Annotated in this window: 3 protein-coding genes; all 3 read left to right on the forward strand. The window is 75.0% G+C overall.

The annotated features are described in order from the left end of the window. From ACF1AK_RS28060 to ACF1AK_RS28070, 3 genes are read left to right on the forward strand one after another with little or no spacing between them, the layout of a single operon-like run. Complete coding sequence (locus ACF1AK_RS28060; protein WP_391501616.1) at nucleotides 1-444, forward strand: YbaB/EbfC family nucleoid-associated protein; 444 nt, start codon at nucleotides 1-3, stop codon at nucleotides 442-444. Continuing rightward, a complete protein-coding gene (locus tag ACF1AK_RS28065) occupies nucleotides 437-748 on the forward strand; it encodes a hypothetical protein (protein ID WP_391501617.1) in 312 nt (103 codons plus the stop codon). Before ACF1AK_RS28060 ends, ACF1AK_RS28065 begins: the two co-directional genes overlap by 8 nt. Nucleotides 749-806: 58 nt before the next feature. Continuing rightward, complete coding sequence (locus ACF1AK_RS28070) at nucleotides 807-17,411, forward strand: EndoU domain-containing protein (RefSeq protein ID WP_391501618.1); 16,605 nt, start codon at nucleotides 807-809, stop codon at nucleotides 17,409-17,411. The last annotated feature ends 68 nt before the right edge of the window (nucleotides 17,412-17,479 follow it).

Genomic DNA, 17,479 nt, shown 5'->3' on the forward strand with positions numbered 1-17,479 from the left:
ATGAGCAACCCGTTCGCGGACCAGATCGCCCAGGCGATGGCGGACATGCAGACCGAGCTGGCCAGGGCCGAGGCCATGCAGCAGGAGATGAACGAGCTCACCGGCTCGGTCACCTCCAAGGACCGCATGGTCACCGTCAAGGTCGGCTCGCAGGGCCAGGTGGTCTCGATGACCTTCCACACCGACGACTACCGCGAGATGGCGCCCGCCGAGCTCGCCAAGGTCCTCACCGACGTGCTCAACGAGGCCCGGGCCGACGTCGGCCGACAGGTCGCCGAGCGCCTCTCCCGCTTCGACGGGCTCGGCGAGACGCTGCGGCTCTCGATGACCGGCGGCAGCGAGCTGGACGAGATCCTCGAACCGCTCTGGGCGATGGCCCCGGGCTACGGGGACGAGGAGAAGAAGAAGGCGAAGGCGGGCCGGCAGGAGGAGTTCCGTGGCTGAGGGGACCACCGCCAAGACGGCGATGCTCAAGAAGAGCTTCGCCGAGTTCTTCGAGCTGAAGGACTTCGTCACCCAGCTCAACACCGAGGCCACCCACATCAACGAGATCAACCTGCGGGTGGGCGGCGACGACGAGATCGGCAAGCAGTACCACGGCCAGGTCGACGACGGCACCAAGAACCTCTACGAGCTGATCGTCAGGATCGGCTCCACGCTGTCCTCGGTCGGCGAGAACGGCGAGCTCCTGGCCGACACCCTCGACAAGGCGGGCGACCACGCCCGCGACCTCGCCAACGGCTTCTGACCCACCCGCAGCCGACGGCCCGACCCCGCGCACCGACCGGAAACGGCAGGCAGTCCCCGTGGCCCACTCCTCGATCGAGGTCAACGAATCGACCGCACGGTTCTTCACGATCATCACCGGCATGCCCTGGCCGGAGATCCGTGAGGGGGACCTGCGCGAGGTCCGGGATGCCTACGAGCAGCTGGCCAAGGAGATGCCCGCGCTGCGGGCGCTGATCGAGAAGGTCGCGGTCTCCTGCGCCCGGCAGTTCAAGGGCCAGGCCGCCACCTCGTTCGCCTACCAGATGAACGCGTTCATCGGCCGGACCGGCGGGGACGACTACGTGTCGGCGGCCGGCAAGACCGCCAAGGCACTGGCGGACTGCGCCGGCGACGTGGCCAACGCGGTCGAGTACACCAAGTGGATGGCCATCGCCCAGCTGGTGCAGCTGCTGGTCGAGATCGCGCTGGCGGTCTTCTGGGCGCCGTTCAGCTTCGGCACCAGCCTCTCCGGGCTGGTGCTCAAGAAGCTGCTCACCAAGGCCGCGTTGACGGCCCTGATGAAGTACCTGCTCAAGACGATCGCGATGCACACCTTCTCGGGCATCGTCGGCGGTCTGCTGATGGACGGCATCATCCAGAACCTCCAGATCGGCCAGGGCAACCGCAAGGAGATCGACAAGGAGTACACCAAGCAGGCGGTGCTGTTCGGCGTCATCGGCGGTGTCCTCGGCGGGCCGCTCGACCTGCTGGGCCTGGGCCTGGGCAAGCTGCTGGGCCGCCTGCTGGGCAAGAGCGGCGGCCGGCTGCTCGCGGACAAGCTCAGCGACTACCTGGTGGACGGCGAGCTGAAGAGCCTCAAGGGCACGCTGAAGACCGCCGCCGAGGCGGCCGCGGCGTCCGGCGAGAAGGGCGCGCTCGGCACGATCGGCAAGGAGACCTCCAAGGGCCTCGCCGACGAGGCCCTGAAGAAGGCGCAGGCCCGCGCCTTCGCCCGGGACCTCGGCAGCCTCATGGAGGCCTCCGCCGAGCAGCTCCGGGCGGGCTTCGGCAAGACCACCAAGGGCTCGCTCGGCGACACCTTCGTCAAGGAGATGGAGAAGACCTTCGTCAAGCACCTGGGCGAGCAGCTCGGGAAGAAGGAGGCCGCGGCGCTCGGCCGTGAGCTGGGCGAGAAGTTCGCCGAGAAGTGGGTGGGCAAGGCGCGGCAGACCGTCCCGCTCAGGGGAGCGGCCAGCGAGGGCCTCGCCGAGGCGCTGGACACCGTCCTCAAGCAGGACGCCGGCAAGGGGCTGACCGCCCATCAGGTCAGCGCCCTGGGCAAGCACCTGCCGGACCTCGCCGACGGCCTGTCGCAGGGCAACAAGATGTTCCAGCTCGGCCTGGGGCTCGGCAACTACCTCCAGTCCGGCGCCCAGAACGTGCTCAGCGAGGGCTTCTACAACCTCATCTTCGGCGAGAACCACGAGTTCACCGTCACCGCGGGCAGCTTCGTCGGCGGCATGATGACCGCGATGATGGGCCACGTCATGCACCTCGGCTCGGCGCCGTTGATGCACGGCTACGCCGACCTCGTCCAGCGGACCCAGTTCAAGGCCGTCGAACAGGGGGCGTCCAAGTACTTCCCCCTCTACCACCCGATCAGCTTCGCGGCGATCGCCAGCATGGCCTCCGGCAAGATCGTGCCGTTCCCGGTGCCGCGGATGGGCCACCCGGAGGCCTTCGAGTTCGCCAGGGGCCAGCGCATCACCTCGCTGGACGACGTCGTGAAGGGCCTGTCGCACGCCTCGGGCGTCGACATCACGACCCCGCCGGCCGACCACGAGGTGGCCGAGTGGATGCAGCAGCTGCTGCCCTACGTCGACCTCCTGGCGGACGAGCGCGCCCGCGATCTGGCCGAGCTGAAGGAGTCGCTCACCCGGACCGTCGGCCACGGCACCGAGGACCTGCCGACGGTGCACGAGGAGCGCGCCGGGCCGGTGAAGGTCCAGTCGGACGACGCGCCGTCCGTCGCGCCCGGGCCGCCGTCGCGGGAGGCCGAACAGCGGACGCAGGGGCCCAAGGCGCCGGAGCAGAAGGCAGCGGAGCACAAGGCGCCGGACCAGAGGGGGACGCCGGATCAGAAGGCCGCCGAGGCGCCGAAGCGGAGCACCCCGGGCCGGACCGGGGCGGTGCCCCCGGTGTCGACGGAGTCCTCGGGCGACGTGCCGACCGCCCCCCGCCGCCGGCCGGCCGGCACGACGGACGACACCACCGCCGAGCGGACCGCGACCACCGCCGAGCGGACCGCCACCGCCACTTCCTCCGCACGCGTCCCCACCGCCTCCACCGACCACCCGGCCCCGAACCGCACCCCCCGGGACCTGCCCGCCGGCACCGACGAGTCCGGCCGCCACCCGGTGCAGGAGCCGGCGCCCCCGGCCCCTCGGCGGACCACGAGCCCGGCCTCGGCGCTGTTCGGCCAGGACACCCCGCCGAGCCGTGCGGCCGACGACGCCGGGTCGCCGGCGCCGCCCCGGACCCTCGTCGGCGAGGAGACCGCCCCCGCCCCCGGTGAGCGCGCCGAGCCCCGCCCGAAGGCCCCGCAGGCGCAGCCGGACGCCGAGGTGCCCGTGCCGCCGCCCGCCACCGACACCACCACCGACGCCACCGACACGGCGGCGGCCACCCCGGCCGCCCCGGCCGCCCAGGACGCCCCGGCGCCGCCGCTCCGGCCGGGCCCGGACAACCCCTGGCACCCCACCGAACCGGACGGCACCCTCAGGGGCGCCCCGCGCCGCCCGCCCGCCCCCGCGAGCGGCCAGTGGCAGGAGGTGCTGCCCAACGGCACGGTCCGCGTCCACCGGACGGAGCTGGACGCCGCCGTCCGGCCGGGCGCGCCGGCCTCGGCGTTCCCCTCGCGGTGGAGCCGCTCCGTGCTCGACCCCGGCGCCGTCTACTACCCGAAGGACTGGACCGCGGCCCAGCTCCGGCACCACGTCACCACCGCGCTCGCCGACCCGGTCCTCCAGCGCGAGGCGAACGGCCTCCACTACCGGCTGGGCCGGTCGGGCGGCGTCTGGATCGAGGGCATGTACCTGCCCGACGGCAGCCTCCTCGGTCACCGCCCGGCCCCGTACCAGTCGATCCAGAACCCCCGCTACGACGCCCCGGGGACGCTGACGGCGAGCCGGGGCGAGGAGGTGCGGCCGCCCGGCCTCGGGCCGGTCCGGGTCCGGCGCGACCTCATGCACGACGGGGCGGAGAGCCTCGAAGTCACCGCCCGGGTCAAGCTGGTGGGCGGCGAGCACATGACGCAGCAGGAGCTGCTGCGCGCCCGGGCGAGGCTGGAGCGGGCCGCCGCGGAGTTCACGGCCGGCCCCGGGGAGGGCCGGCCCCGCGCCCGGCTCCGGCTGGAGTTCACCCAGGACGGCGACGCCGTCGAGGTCCGCCTCGCCCCCGGCCAGGACCCGACCCTCCGGCAGGCCGTGCCGCGGCTGCACGAGCGGGCCGCCGCCGACGGACCGGCCGCGACCCTGGCCGCCCTGAGGCGGCAGGCGCCCCCGCCCCCGGAGACTGTCTCCGGCGCCACGCGGATGCTCGCCGGCCGGCAGGCACTGTTCGAGCCCTCGGCGTGGGACAACCCGACCCGGGGCCGCCACCTGCCGCGCGAGTGGACCGCCGACGAGGCCCGCTACGCCGCGAGCGTGGTCGCGGGATCGGCGCACCGCGTCCCGGCCGGACCGGTGCCGCCCGGCGGCACCACCGCGCCCGAGCTGCGCCACGGCACCTTCGCCGGGGTGAAGCTCACGGTGCGGGTGGAGAACGGGCTCATCACCGACTTCTGGGGCCGGCCGGACCAGCGGATGCCGGACCAGCTGGCCGCGCCCCGGCCGGAGCAGCACCAGGTGCTCGGGACCCACCGGGTCCGCCCGCCCAGGGACGCCCTGGAACGGACCATGGACGAGCGGGTGCTGCAACGCTTCCTGGTGAGCCGGATCAGGCTCGCCGACGGCGACACCGAGTCGCTGGTCACCGTCCGGGTGCACCTGGACACCTCGGCGCTGGACCTGAAGGACCAGGCCACCGCGAAGAGCCTCAAGGAGCTGGTCAAGCGGACCCGGACCGGGGTCTCGGAGGCCTACGACATCGGCCAGCGGCTGCCCAGCGGCGACCGGTTGCGGGTGCGGGTCGAGTTCGTCGCCGACCGGGCCAAGGCGCACCACACCGTGCAGGTCCACGCCCAGCAGGACCGCGCGGACCACCGCACCTGGGGCCTGAACACCTCGGCCGTCGTCGCCGCCCACGAGGTCGGCCACATGCTGGGGCTGGCGGACGAGTACCGCGAGCGCTCCGACGGCGCCAAGCCCCGCCCGGTCTACCTCGACGGCGGGCTGCTGGGCTCCTACATCCGCGACGGCTTCGACCGGCCCGTCGTCGACATGGACAACGTGCCCGGCGGCCCGGTCACCACCCACCCGCGGCCGGTGCTGCGCGCACGCAACCTGCGGCAGCTGGGCGCCGTGATCGACCAGGTCTTCGGCGCCGACCGGGGGCCCGGGCCGGAGAGCACCCACCCGCCGCGGCCCCGGATGAACCCGGACGCCCTGCGCCTCGCGCTGCACGGCAGCCTGCACCGCGACAGCCTGCGGCTGCCGGGCGGCGGGCGCGACGGCGGCGGCCACCTGTTCCCGCCGCCCGGCTCCGGCGATCCGCGGCCGACCCGGATCCCGGGCTCGGAGAACCGCAACGGCACCTTCCGGGTCCTCGGCGGACCGGCCGACGGCGTGGGCGCCGGTCAGCACCGGCTGGCGGGCGAGCTGGACGTGTCGGCGGCGGTCCGGGCCCGCGGGCGCACCATGTTCCCCGAGCACTGGTCCGCCGACGACGCGGCCTACGCGGCCGAGCAGGCCTACCAGCACGCCCGCCGCCGGGGCGACGCGGCGTTCACCCGGTCCGGCCCGGACTCCTGGACGTGGACCGGCGAGTACGGCGGGGTGCGGATCGACGGGCGGATCCAGGTCCGCACCGAACAGGGCCCCCGCGGCCCGGTCCAGGTGGCGGAGATCGTCGCCTTCCGGCCGTCCGACGACCAGGGCGGACTCGGTCCCGCCCCGCACCTGCCCTGGCACCCGCAGCCCGACACCTTCGACCAGCGGGCCGCGGACCTGCTGCGCTACGGCGACCGCCAGACCCTGACCGGCGTCCACCACCAGCCGCCGAGCCTGTCGGGGGCCGTGGGGTCGGCCTCGCCCGAGGGACAGCTGGCCGGCCAGCGGATGGGCGTCAAGATCGGCACCCACTCGCCGGTCCTCCCCAACGGGACCTACCGCGCCACCGTCTGGTACCTCGACCCGGCGGTGAACCCGGCCGCGCCGATGGCGGCGTTCGACTCGCGCTGGTTCAAGCGGGCGGACCACCCGCTCAACACGTTCTACCCGGAGCACTGGCGGCCCGCGCGGGTCCTGCGGGCCGTCGACGCGGCCTACGCGGCCCGGGACCGGGCGGGCGACCGCGTCGTCGACGGCGCGGTCCACTGGACCGGCATCGGCGACGGCGTCCGGATCGAGGGGATCACCCGCGACGGCCGGCACGTGGTGCACCGTCCGGCGGACGAGCAGCCCGGCGTCGTCCGCAGGGCCGGCGCCCCGCGCTCCGCCCCGCTGACCGAGCCCGGGCCGCCCGGCACCGGCAGGCGTCCGGCCGTCGTCTCCGGCATGCCGCCCGGCACGGTGCCCGACGACGTCTTCAGCCCGCACCTGAGCGCCGACGCCGGCCGCGGCCTGCCCGCGCAGTGGACGGCCCAGGAGCAGCGCTTCGCCGTGCACAAGGGCCGCAGGCTCGGCGAGGACACGGCTCTCGACGGCGGCGGCACGCGCGGCACGGTGGTCTTCGCCGGCGTCGAGATCACGGTGCTGCGGGACGCGGACGGCAAGGTCACCGACTTCTCGGTCGCGGACGGCCACACCCCGCCCGCCCAGCTCGACGTACCGGTGCCCGAGCGCGGCACCCGCAGGCCGAAGGCCCCCGCCGGTGAGGAACACGAGGAACGGCCGCGCCGTGCGCCGCACGACCCCGGGTCGGAGGACGGCTCCGACACCTCCTCGCGGCGCGGCGAGGACGAGGACTCCGAGCGCGGCTCCGAGGACGGCTCCGCGTACGACTCCGACGAGGACTTCGAGTACGACTCCAACGAGGACTTCGAGGAGGCCGACGACGCGATGTCCGAGGCGTCCCGCGCGGACACCCTGGACCTCATCTCCGACGACGAGCCGATGGAGTGGGACGGCACCTTCGACGACGCCCACCCGGCCACCGGGCCGATGGACCTCGACCAGTCCGTGCCGCAGCCGCCACGCCGGGTGCGCCCGGCCCACGAGGCGCCGGCACCGGACCTGCGGTTCGCCGAGCTCCGCGACCCGGTCGAGGTCCGCCCGCCCGCCGACCCGGCGCGTCACCTCAGCGACTCCACCCTCCTGCGCCGCTTCCAGGTCGCCCGCGGCGTCCTGGTGGACGGCCGCCCGGCGGTCGAGCTCGTGGTGCGGATCCACCTGGACGCCGCGGGCCTGCCGCACACCCCGGACCGCGACCGGGCCGTCCAGGAGCTGCGGGACCGCGCCCGGCGGGGGATCGACCACTACTACAACACCGGGCACCGGCTGCCGAACGGCGACGTCCTCGTCACCCGGGTCGAGTTCGTCGACGCCGACCGGGCGCACCACCGGGTCGAGGTCCTGGAGGGGACCGGGCGCGAGGCCCAGGACGAGTGGCACCTCGACAGCACCGAACGGACCCTGGCCCACGAGTTCGGCCACCTGCTCGGCCTGCCCGACGAGTACCGGGAGCGGCGCGTCCGCGCGGAGGGGACCGACGAGAACGGCGACACCGTCGTCATCGACGACCCGACCCACCCCCGGCCGGTCACGGCCGACGCCAGCCTGATGGGCAGTGCCACGCGGACCCGCGGGCGGGTGCGGTTCGACCAGGACGCGGGACTCCTCTCGGACGGGACCGTCGTGCCCGACGCGCTCGCGCCGCGGCACCTGCGGGAGCTGGGCCGGGCGATCGAGGACGCCCTCGGCCCCGGGCCGGGCGCACCGGTCGTCGACGGCCTGCCGCGCCGGGCCTCCTTCGGCCGGGACGCGCTGCAGACCTCCACCTTCGGCGACACCCGCAACCCGGGCGGCCATCTGCTGCCGCCGGCGGGCTCGGACCGCACCGGGCCGGGACGGGTGCTGCGGGTGGAGCGCAACGGCGTGGTGGTGGCCGACTTCTCCGGGGAGGGCGCCTCGACGCTGCCCCGTCCCCGGCGGCTGGACGGTGTCTCCGCGGCCGCCGACGACCTGATCGTGCCCGGGAGCGGCCGGCGCCGGATGTTCCCGCGCAACTGGACCAGCGAGGACGCGGTGTACGCGGCGGAGCAGGCCTACCTGCACGCCCTGGGCACCAACGACATCGTGCACCTCGGCGGCAGCCGCCACCGGTGGACCGGCGAGTACGCCGGGGTCCGGATCGAGGGCGAGATCCGCGCGGGGGAGTTCCTCTCCTTCCGTCCCTCGGACCGTCAGCCGGACGTCGACCCGCCGCGCTACGCCCCCCACCGCCCCGGCCTCGACGGCGTCTTCGGCGCGTTCGGCCAGCGCGCCGAGGACGTCGCCCGCTACGGCGACCGCGGGCACCTCACCGGACTGCACCACGAACTCGACCTCCCCCCGGCCGAGGCGCAGAGCGCGCTGCGGGCCCACGGCGCCCGGATCGTCGAGACCAGCCCGCCGATCCACAACGGCACCTACCGGGCCAGGGCCGCCTTCCTCGATCCGACCGTCGCGCCGACCTCCCCGCTCGCCGACTTCCCGACCCGCTGGCGCCTCCGCAGCTCCGGAAGCGGGCGCACCATGTACCCGCGGACCTGGACGGCCGACGGCCTGACGGTCGCCGTCGACGCCGCGCACGACAGCGTCCCCGTCGAGCGGCGGGTCTACGGGGCGGACGGCCGGACCTACCACTGGGCGGGCGAGGCCTACGGCGTCCGGATCGAGGGGCTCTCCCGCGACGGCCTGCACCTGGCCCACCGCCCGTCCGAGATCCAGCCCCTGGCGGAGTGGCAGCCCCGGCGCGAGGTGGGCAGCTCCCCGGACACCCGGGTCTGGCTGGGCACCCAGCCGCTGTCCGTCGCCCGGGTGCTGTTCGACTCCGGACAGGAGGGCCTGCGGATCACCGTGCCGGTGCGCACGGTCGTCGCCGGCCCGCTGCCCGCCCACCTGCCCCTGCTCGCCCGGGCCGAGATGCAGCACCGGGTGGACACCTACGTGCGGGAGCGGATGCTGGAGGCGGCCGGGCCCGGGGGGCAGCCCCCGCTGGTCACCGTCCGGCTCGACTTCGACCCGCCGCACGGCGAGGTCTTCTCCACCATGCTGCTGCGCCCGGACGGCCTGTCGGACGCCGAAACCCTCCTGGGCCCGCTGGCCCTCTCGGGCCCGCACCGCGTGTTCGCCTGGCAGGCCCGGGAACTGGGCACCCTCGCGACCCCGGCCGAGCAGCTGCTCGCCGTGCACGGGGGACCGCGCGTCCCCACCGACCTGCGCGAACCCGGCCCGCTGCGGGAGGGCGAGCAGCCGCCCGCCGTCGTCCCCGGCTGGGACCAGCAGACCGTGCGGTACCTGGCGACCATGGACGTGCGGTTCAGCGAGCGGGCGCTCGCCGCCGACCCGCGCGACCTGCCCGCCGACCGGAGCCTGCCCCACGAGTGGAACGCCCTCGACAGCCGCTGGGCCGCGCTGCGGGTCCTGGAGGACCACGAGCGCCGGCACGGCTCGACCGTGAGCGGGATCGTCCGCGGCACCCTCGGCGACGTCGTGGTCGAGGTCCACGTCGAGGACGGCCAGATCGTCCGCGTCACCGGTGTCGGCGACCAGCGCGGGCTGCCGCAGCTGCACGTGCCGCCGTTCGTCCCCGAACCCGGCGCGGGACCGCACCACACCTCCCAGGAGCCCCCCGGCCCGGCCGCCGCCGACGCCCCCCTCGTCCGCGACGCCGTCCGGCCGGACGCCGATCCGGCCGGTGCGGCGATGGTGCGCGCCCTCGTCGAGGACGACCCGGGGCTGCTGCGCCGGCTGTTCGGCGACGAGGAGGCCGGGCGGCTGGCCGCCGACCCGGCCGCCGCGGAACGGGCGCTGCACGAGCTGGTCGAGGCGCGGTTCCGGGAGAACCCGGAGCTGGGACGGGAGGCGCACGAGCTGTACACCGCCTGGGCCCGCTGGACGGGGAACGAGCCGGCGGACTGGCCGGTCTTCGCGGAGGACCTGCAGCGGGAGCTCGCCGCCTGGCGGGAGAAGGGCTGGGCGGGCGTGCACGACCCGCGCACCGTGCGGGACGCCTTCGCCGTGCTCACGGCCGCCGCACTGGACCTGCGGGTCAGCCTGGTGGAGGTCCGCAACGAGCATGCGACCGTCGCGGAGTTCGGCCCCGCGGGCGGGCGCCCGGTCCGGCTCGACCACGACGAGCGCGAGGGCTACTCGACCGTCGCCGCCGCCGAGCGCCGCCAGGAGCACGAACGCCTCCTGCGGGAGACGGCGGAGGAGCGGCGCGGGGCCGAGGAGGCGGCCGAGGCGCGCCGCCGGGCCGAGGAGGAGCGCCGGGCCGACGAGGAGACGGAGGCGAGGTCCACGGCCGGCGAGGAGGAGGTCGTCCGCCGCCGCCCGTCCGGCGAGGACGAGGATTCCGAGGAGGAGGTCCGCCGCCCGTCCGGCGAGGACGAGGATTCCGAGGAGGAGGTCGTCCGCCGCCCGTCCGAGGAGGACGAGGATTCCGAGGACGAGCCGAGGACGCCCGCGCAGCTGGAGGAGGCGCGGCGCCGCGCCGCGGAGATCCGCGAGGGCAAGCGCGTCGCCCGGGACGGCGGCGAGGACTCCGGCCTCCCCGGCGGGAACGAGGACTCCGGCTCGCCGGGCGGGAACGAGACCCCCGTGATCGTCCCCGCGCCGGTCCACGCCGCCGACACCGACACCGTCCTCGGCGCCGGCGTCGGCGCCGGCACCGTCGTCGACCCGGGCCCCCGGCCGCCGAAGTCCGTCCTCGACCGCGGAGTGCTCTCCGGCGCGCACATGGTGACCAGCCTCGGCGAGCCGGACACCGTGCTGGTCGGGAAGCTCGGCGCGAAGATCGAGCAGGCCCTCCCCGCCGGGACCCCGAACCGGGCGTCCTTCGCCCGGGCGCTCGCCGAGAGCGTCTTCAGCGGCACCAGCCTGCGCGCCCTGGTCTCGGCGCTGTCGCGCGGCGACGTCCTGCACATCCCGGTCGGCACCGACGCCCACCAGGGGACCATCACCCTGCGCGGCGAGGTGGCGGGCCTGGTGCACCACTCCCAGAAGGCGAAGTTCGAGTACGAGGGCGGCGGCGACCGGGTGGTGACCCTCGGCGGCGCCAAGGGCGCGAGCCGCTCGTTCGGCGTCGGCATCCAGGGGCGGGGCGACGTCTTCAAGGTCATGCGGGCGGCGCTGGACGCCTTCGGCGTCAACCGCGACCGGGCGCGCGCCGACGAGCTGACGACCAGTTCGAAGTTCTTCTCGCGCGCCAAGACCACGGAGGTCACCGAGCTCTTCCGCGGGAAGCTGCTCGTGGACGTCGGCTACCGGCCCAAGGGCGAGCGGGAGACCGAGTCCCTGCCGCCCCGGCTGGACCCGGACGACGCACGGCTCCTGACGACGCCGCTGGAGATCGGCGTGCCGCAGCGCGAGACCCGGCCCCCCGCCGAGTCCGACATCCGGGCGAACCTGCTGGGCGAGCTCGACCCGGCGCTGCTGGCGCAGAAGCGGCTGCACTCCTCGACCATCATGCTCGACGTCCACGTCAAGGGCGAGCCGCAGGTGCGCCCGGCGGCGCGCCAGACCGCCGGCGGGTCCACGGAGCTCGGGAACCTGGGCCCGCTGCGCACCGACCCCCTGCCGACGCACCGGCAGGCCATGGTGGGCGTGGTCGAGGCGCTGCGCCGCAGCGTCCTCGACGAGAAGGAGGCCCACGAGCGGACCGTCCGCGAACGGACCCCCGAGGACGACGCCGCCCTCGACGCCGCCGCCCGCCGCGAGCGCGCCGGCCGGGAGAAGGCCGCCGCCGAGCGGATCGCCCGGGCCGAGGAGGCGCTGGCGTTCCACGGGAGCACCCTGTCGGACCGGCTGGTGGCCGAGTTCGGCTTCCGGCGCCTCCAGCAGGACTTCAAGGGCCTGACGAACGGCGAGTCGGTGATCGTCCGGGTGCCCGGCAGCGACGTCTGGGCCGAGGTGAGGGCCGGCAGCCTCGGCATGCGCCTGGTGGCGACTACCAAGGACACCGAGTTCAACACCGGCGCCGGCTCGGTCGTGACCAGGCTCCGGCGCAAGGTGGTGGCCGGCTTCCTGCAGCTCCAGGGCGGCGGCCGGATCGGCACCGACGAGGTGAACGTCACCGCCGGCTTCGGGAAGCGGTGGGGCCGGGACAAGGTCGTCGTGACCGGCCGCACGCTGGAGACCGCGGTCACCACCAAGACCAAGGAGAACGGCGCGGTCCTCGACGGGGACGGCTACCTGGAGGTGGTCGTCCACCGGGGGGACGAGCGGCTGGGCGACCCGGTCCAGGTGCCGCTCGGGTTCCGGACGCTGATGCCGCAGTCGGACCTGCTGGTGAACGAGGTGACGGCGGCCCCCGAGCCCGGGCGCCGGCGCCTGCCGGAGTCCGCCGTCATCCGCGACATCGGCCCGCTCGGCGAGGTGCGCCAGGCGCTGGAGGAGGCCGGCAAACGGCGGTACGGGAGTCTGTGGCCGCAGATCCGCACGGAGGTGATGCAGATCGTCACCCAGCCCTCGCTGGCCTCCAAGCTCGGCGCGATGAGCCGCGGGGACGCGTTCGAGCTGACCGCCTTCGACCGCGACAAGGCGACCGGCGCGCTCGCCGCGCTGGCGCAGCGCGGCGTCAAGGTGACCGTCAGGGCCGAGCTCGTCGACACCCAGCTGGTCCGGCGGAGCAAGGCCGCCGACCTCAGCCGGCAGAACGAGTCCAGCTCCTTCACCACGGAGCAGCGGTACACCAGCCGCTTCGACATCAAGCAGGGCGCCGTCGGCTACGCCCCGGTCCGGGAGATGCCCTCCGGCCAGGTGCAGCTCAGCCAGGAGATCAGGGTCCGCGGCGGCGTCCGCTCCGACGCCAACGACAAGCTCTACGCGAACAGCAAGATGCGGGAGGAGCAGGACGTCCACCGCGGGACGATGAGGCTGACGGTGGTCCTGGAGGGCGGCCTGCACGACACGCCCCCCGTCACCGGGGACATCAGCGCCGAGTACAGCGTGAAGGCCCGTACCGGGGCGGCGACCGGGACCCCGGCCGTCCTGCCGCGCAACGAGCTCGGCGCCGCCTCCGTGGTGGCCTTCAGGAACGAGGAGGGCACGCCCGGCGGGGACCGGCTGTACCAGGACGTCCGCGCGGCGCTCAAGGACCGCTTCCAGTGGCGCGGGGGGATCTCCGACTCGCTGGAACGCACCCTGCGGGCCGAGCTGGGGGCGAACGCGATGCAGGCCAAGCTGTCCCAGCTCACCCGGGGAGGGGTGCTCAAGGTGCCGGTCGCCGGCCCGGGCTGGTCGGCCGAGGTGGTCGTCCGGGCCGCCCTGCGGGAGGAACCCGTCGTCAAGTACACGATCAACGGTGCCGAGTTCGAGGTCGGCACCCAGAACCGGACCGGCCACGGCGTCATGCGGGACATCCGGGACCGCGTCACCGGCCTGCTCGGCCTGACCGGCCGGGCGCGCAAGGAGCAGGACGGCGGCCCCGGAGTGACGCTGACCGGCGACTACTCCTACCGCCAGGAGACCGCCACCGGCGGCAATCTGCAGAGCTCCGGCACCGCCGTCAACCGGGCGAAGAACGTCTCCACGGCCGTGGTGTCCGACGCCGTGGTCGACTACCGGGTGGAGATCCACGGCTGGACGGGCGGGCTGATCCCCAGCACGACGAAGCTCGGCCCGATCACGATGGAGGCGGAGGTCGTCACCCCGCAGTACGACGCGCCGACCGCGACCACGCTGCGCACCGTCCCGGACCGCATCTGGCAGGACCACGTGCTCGGCTCCTCCGACGTGGTCACCAACGTGTTCGTGCCCGGCACCCGGAACGCCGGGGAGGCGGCGGCCGACTTCGGGAAGGCCGTCCTGCGCGGGAACGGGGACCCGGGGGAGTTCGGCGGTCGGAACGTGGAGAAGTGGCTGCACGGGCCGGGAAGGTCCGGCCTGCGCCACAAGCTGTACGACGCGCTCGCCCCGGACCACCTGCACGACCAGCTCAAGGCCATGATGGCGGGCCGCGAACTGGTGGTCGCCGACGGCGGCGTGACGGTCAGGATCGGCGCGTCCGTGAAGCGGCTGGCCCACACCGGGAACACCACGACCACCGAGTTCAACACCGGGACGCAGGTCGAGCACGGTCACTCGGCGGCCGACGGGGCGACCGGCGGCGGCACCGGCTCGGGCCGGCAGGTGCGCGGCGGCGTGGCGGTCTCGACCGGGCTGTTCTACGCCGGTGACACGGTGGCCGTCTCCACCGGCAACAGCACCCGCGAGACGTGGTCCAACCGCACCGGCTCCGGCAACACCACCAAGGTGAAGCCCGTCGGCAACGTCTTCACCGGCGAGGCGAGCCTGCACTTCTCGGTCGAGTGGAGGGACCTGGTCAGCACCGAGGGCCGGCACGTCCTGGTCACCAAGCGGGCCTACTTCCGGCGCGAGCTGGGCATGGACGTGGTCATCGACGTCGCGGAGACGCGGGAGAACGTGCCGGGCAATCCGCCGGGCAACCCGGGGAAGGTCTTCGACGCCGCCACCGCGCCGCGCGGGGCGGACCTGCGCCGGGGGCTGACCGACGACCTGCCGGTCGTCGAGGACACCGCGGCCCCGGGCGCCCAGGTGCCCCCCGCCCGGGTGTGGACGCACGGCCTGACCGACACCGACGTGGTGCGCGCGGTCGGGATGACCCCGCACGCGCGGCAGCAGCTGACGGAGGGCGCCGAGGCGTTCCTGGGGTCGGGCGACTGGGACCGGATCCGGGGCATGGTGGAGGGGATGATCGACCCGGTGGCGCTCGCCAGCCGGCTCGTCACCCCGCACACGCCGTACGACGCCGCCGCCCCGCACGACGCCGCCGCCCCGGTGCCGGAGGGCGGCGCCGCGCCCCCGCGCCCCGACGAGCCGGCCCTCAAGGACGGCCCGGGCAACTCCACCCTCGTGGTGGGCCGGACCGACCTGGCCGGCGACGTCCGGGTGGAGGTCCGGATGAAGGTCAGGGAACTGGAGTTCGTCAAGACCGACAGCAGGACGGAGTCGAACCCGACCAACACGACCTCGGTCACCGACGGGGTCCGGGCCCAGCGCGCGATCCGCGTCGCCAACCGCCTCACCGCGGGCGGCGTCAGCCCCGACACCTTCGTGGCGGGTCTCGCCACCCTCCGCGGCGGCCTCTACGTCGACAACGCCTACGAGCACCGCACCGACATCGAGCTGGTCGAGGGCGGCCAGATCGTCAACAACGCCAAGATCGCCACCACGACCGCCCGCTACCGGGGCTTCGTCGAGGTGGAGGTGGTCTACCACAAGGACGGCAGGACCCTGCCCCGCCGGGAGCTCATGGCGGTCGAGATCGACATCCCCGTGGGCGACACCACCAGGGCCGAGGTGCCGCACAACGCCTTCCTGCGCTTCGACGAGCAGACGCAGAACGGTGAACTCCGCCTGCACGGCGCGCCGAAGGACGCGCTGCCCACGGTGGCGCGGGCGCTGGGGCTGGACGTCGGCGAGGCGGACCACCACGCACGGCTCCTGCGGGTCGGCCACATCGCCCGGAAGCTGCTCCCCGAGTCGCTCACCGTCTCGGGCGAGCGGGGCGAGCGCTGGCTGCGGGGCCTGGACCGGATGATCGACCTGGCCTCGGACGGGGCGGCCGGCACGCCCTTCGAGCGCCTGCGCGAGGCGGCGGGGCGCCAGTCGGTGCCGCCGGTGGAGCGGCGCCGTCTCCAGGACCTGGTCGAGCTGGCGGGCGCGGACGACACCCTGACGGCGGGGGACCTGAACGCCCACTGGGAGGTGCTGACGCAGCGGCAGTCGGAGCAGGAGCGGCTGCGGCAACGGCAGCCGGGCGTCCAGCAGCAGGAAGGGGAGGGGGACCCGCCGCAGCCGCCGCAGCCGCCGAGGGAGCCGCAGCCGGACCTCAGCCTGCACCGGCCGACCGTTCCGGACGTCAGGCTGAGGGTCGTCGCCGGCGACGCGACCTCCGTGTCCGCGCTGCTCCGCGAGGTCCGGACGACCGTCCTCCAGGCGGACGCGCTCCGGGCGCGTGCCCCCCGTGCGGAGGGGGACGACCGGCCGCCGCTGGTCGAGATCACCCTGGACGTGCCGGCAGGGCGGGCCCTGCGGGAGGCCCGCGCGCTGGAGCAGCGGCTGCGCGGGCTGGCCCGCGGGCTCGCGCACGAGGTGGACATGGTCATCGTGGCCGGCACCACCACCGTGCCGCAGGCGGGCGGGGCCGCCCCGGGCCGGGCCACGGGCGCCGTGCACTCCTTCCGGCTCGGCAGCAGGCCGCCGGGCACGGAGGCGACGACCACGACGGTGCGGCGCGAGCCGGTGGACGGCGGGGTGGTCCGGGACCTGGAGCGGGATGCGCAGCGCGACCTCGCCGTGGACGAGGTGGTGGAGGAGGACGGGCATCGGGGCTCGCCCGTGGACGAGGTGGTGGAGGAGGACGGGCGTCAGGACCCGCCCGTGGACGAGGTGGTGGAGGAGGACGGGCGTCAGGACCCGCCCGTGGACGAGGTGGTGGAGGAGGACGGGCATCGGGGCTCGCCCGTGGACGAGGTGGTGGAGGAGGACGGGCGTCGGGACCCGCCCGTGAACGAGGTGGTGGAGGAGGGGGAGCGTGAGGGCTCGGTCGTGAACGAGGACCTGGGCGCCGGAGTCGTCCCTCCGGACCTGCTGGAGGACGGCGCCGGACGGCTGGACCGGGCGACGCCGGAGCACCCGGGGCAGTCGCAGCACCCGGGGCAGCTGCCGCCGGTGCCGCCGGGCCGCCGGGCCGACCACGTGTCGGACGGTTCGTCGTCCTCGCGCTCCTCGCGGCGCAGCAGCAGCTCCTCGGAGGACCTGCCGGACGAGCAGGCGGGCCCCGGCGGCTCGACGGTGACGGCGCCGCGCCGGCCGGCCGGCGCCCCGCCCTTCTACCGGCACCCGGGCGAACGGCTGGGCGACGAACCGGACCACGTGTCGGTCGACTCGGACCTGCCGGACCTGCCGGACCTCTCCGACCCGTTGCACGGGCGCGACGCATCGGGCACGTCCTGGCACACGGCTCGGCTCTACGAGGGCGCGGAGGACCTCTCCGACCCGCCGCACGGGCGCGACGTCTCGGGCACGTCCTGGCGCACGGCCCGGCTCTACGAGGGCGAGGAGGAGTTCTACCGGCACCCGGGCATGCGCCTGGGGGACGACTCGGACAACGTGTCGGTCGACTCGGACCTGACGGATTCCCGCAGCGAGCGGTCGGAGGACTCCTGGGTGGAGGTCCAGGCGCCCCCGGCCGCCACCCCGCGGCCGCCGTCCCGGGTGCCGCAGCACGCGCCCCTGGAGCCCCTGGACAGCCTGGAGGACAGCATCTTCGCCACCCTGACGCAGGCGGACGGCAACGGCGGGCAGCGCGTGTGAACCCCACGGCCGGGCCGGTCCGTAGAGACGGAGTGGGAGCACCCGAGGTCCTGTCGGCCGGGTGGTCC

It is taken from the genome of Kitasatospora sp. NPDC015120, from assembly GCF_043080305.1.
Classification (GTDB): domain Bacteria; phylum Actinomycetota; class Actinomycetes; order Streptomycetales; family Streptomycetaceae; genus Kitasatospora.

Bases quoted from the DNA above. Each gene is read 5' to 3' on its own strand.
- ACF1AK_RS28060 (WP_391501616.1), top strand. From the start codon at position 1: ATGAGCAACCCGTTCGCGGACCAGATCGCCCAGGCGATGGCGGACATG.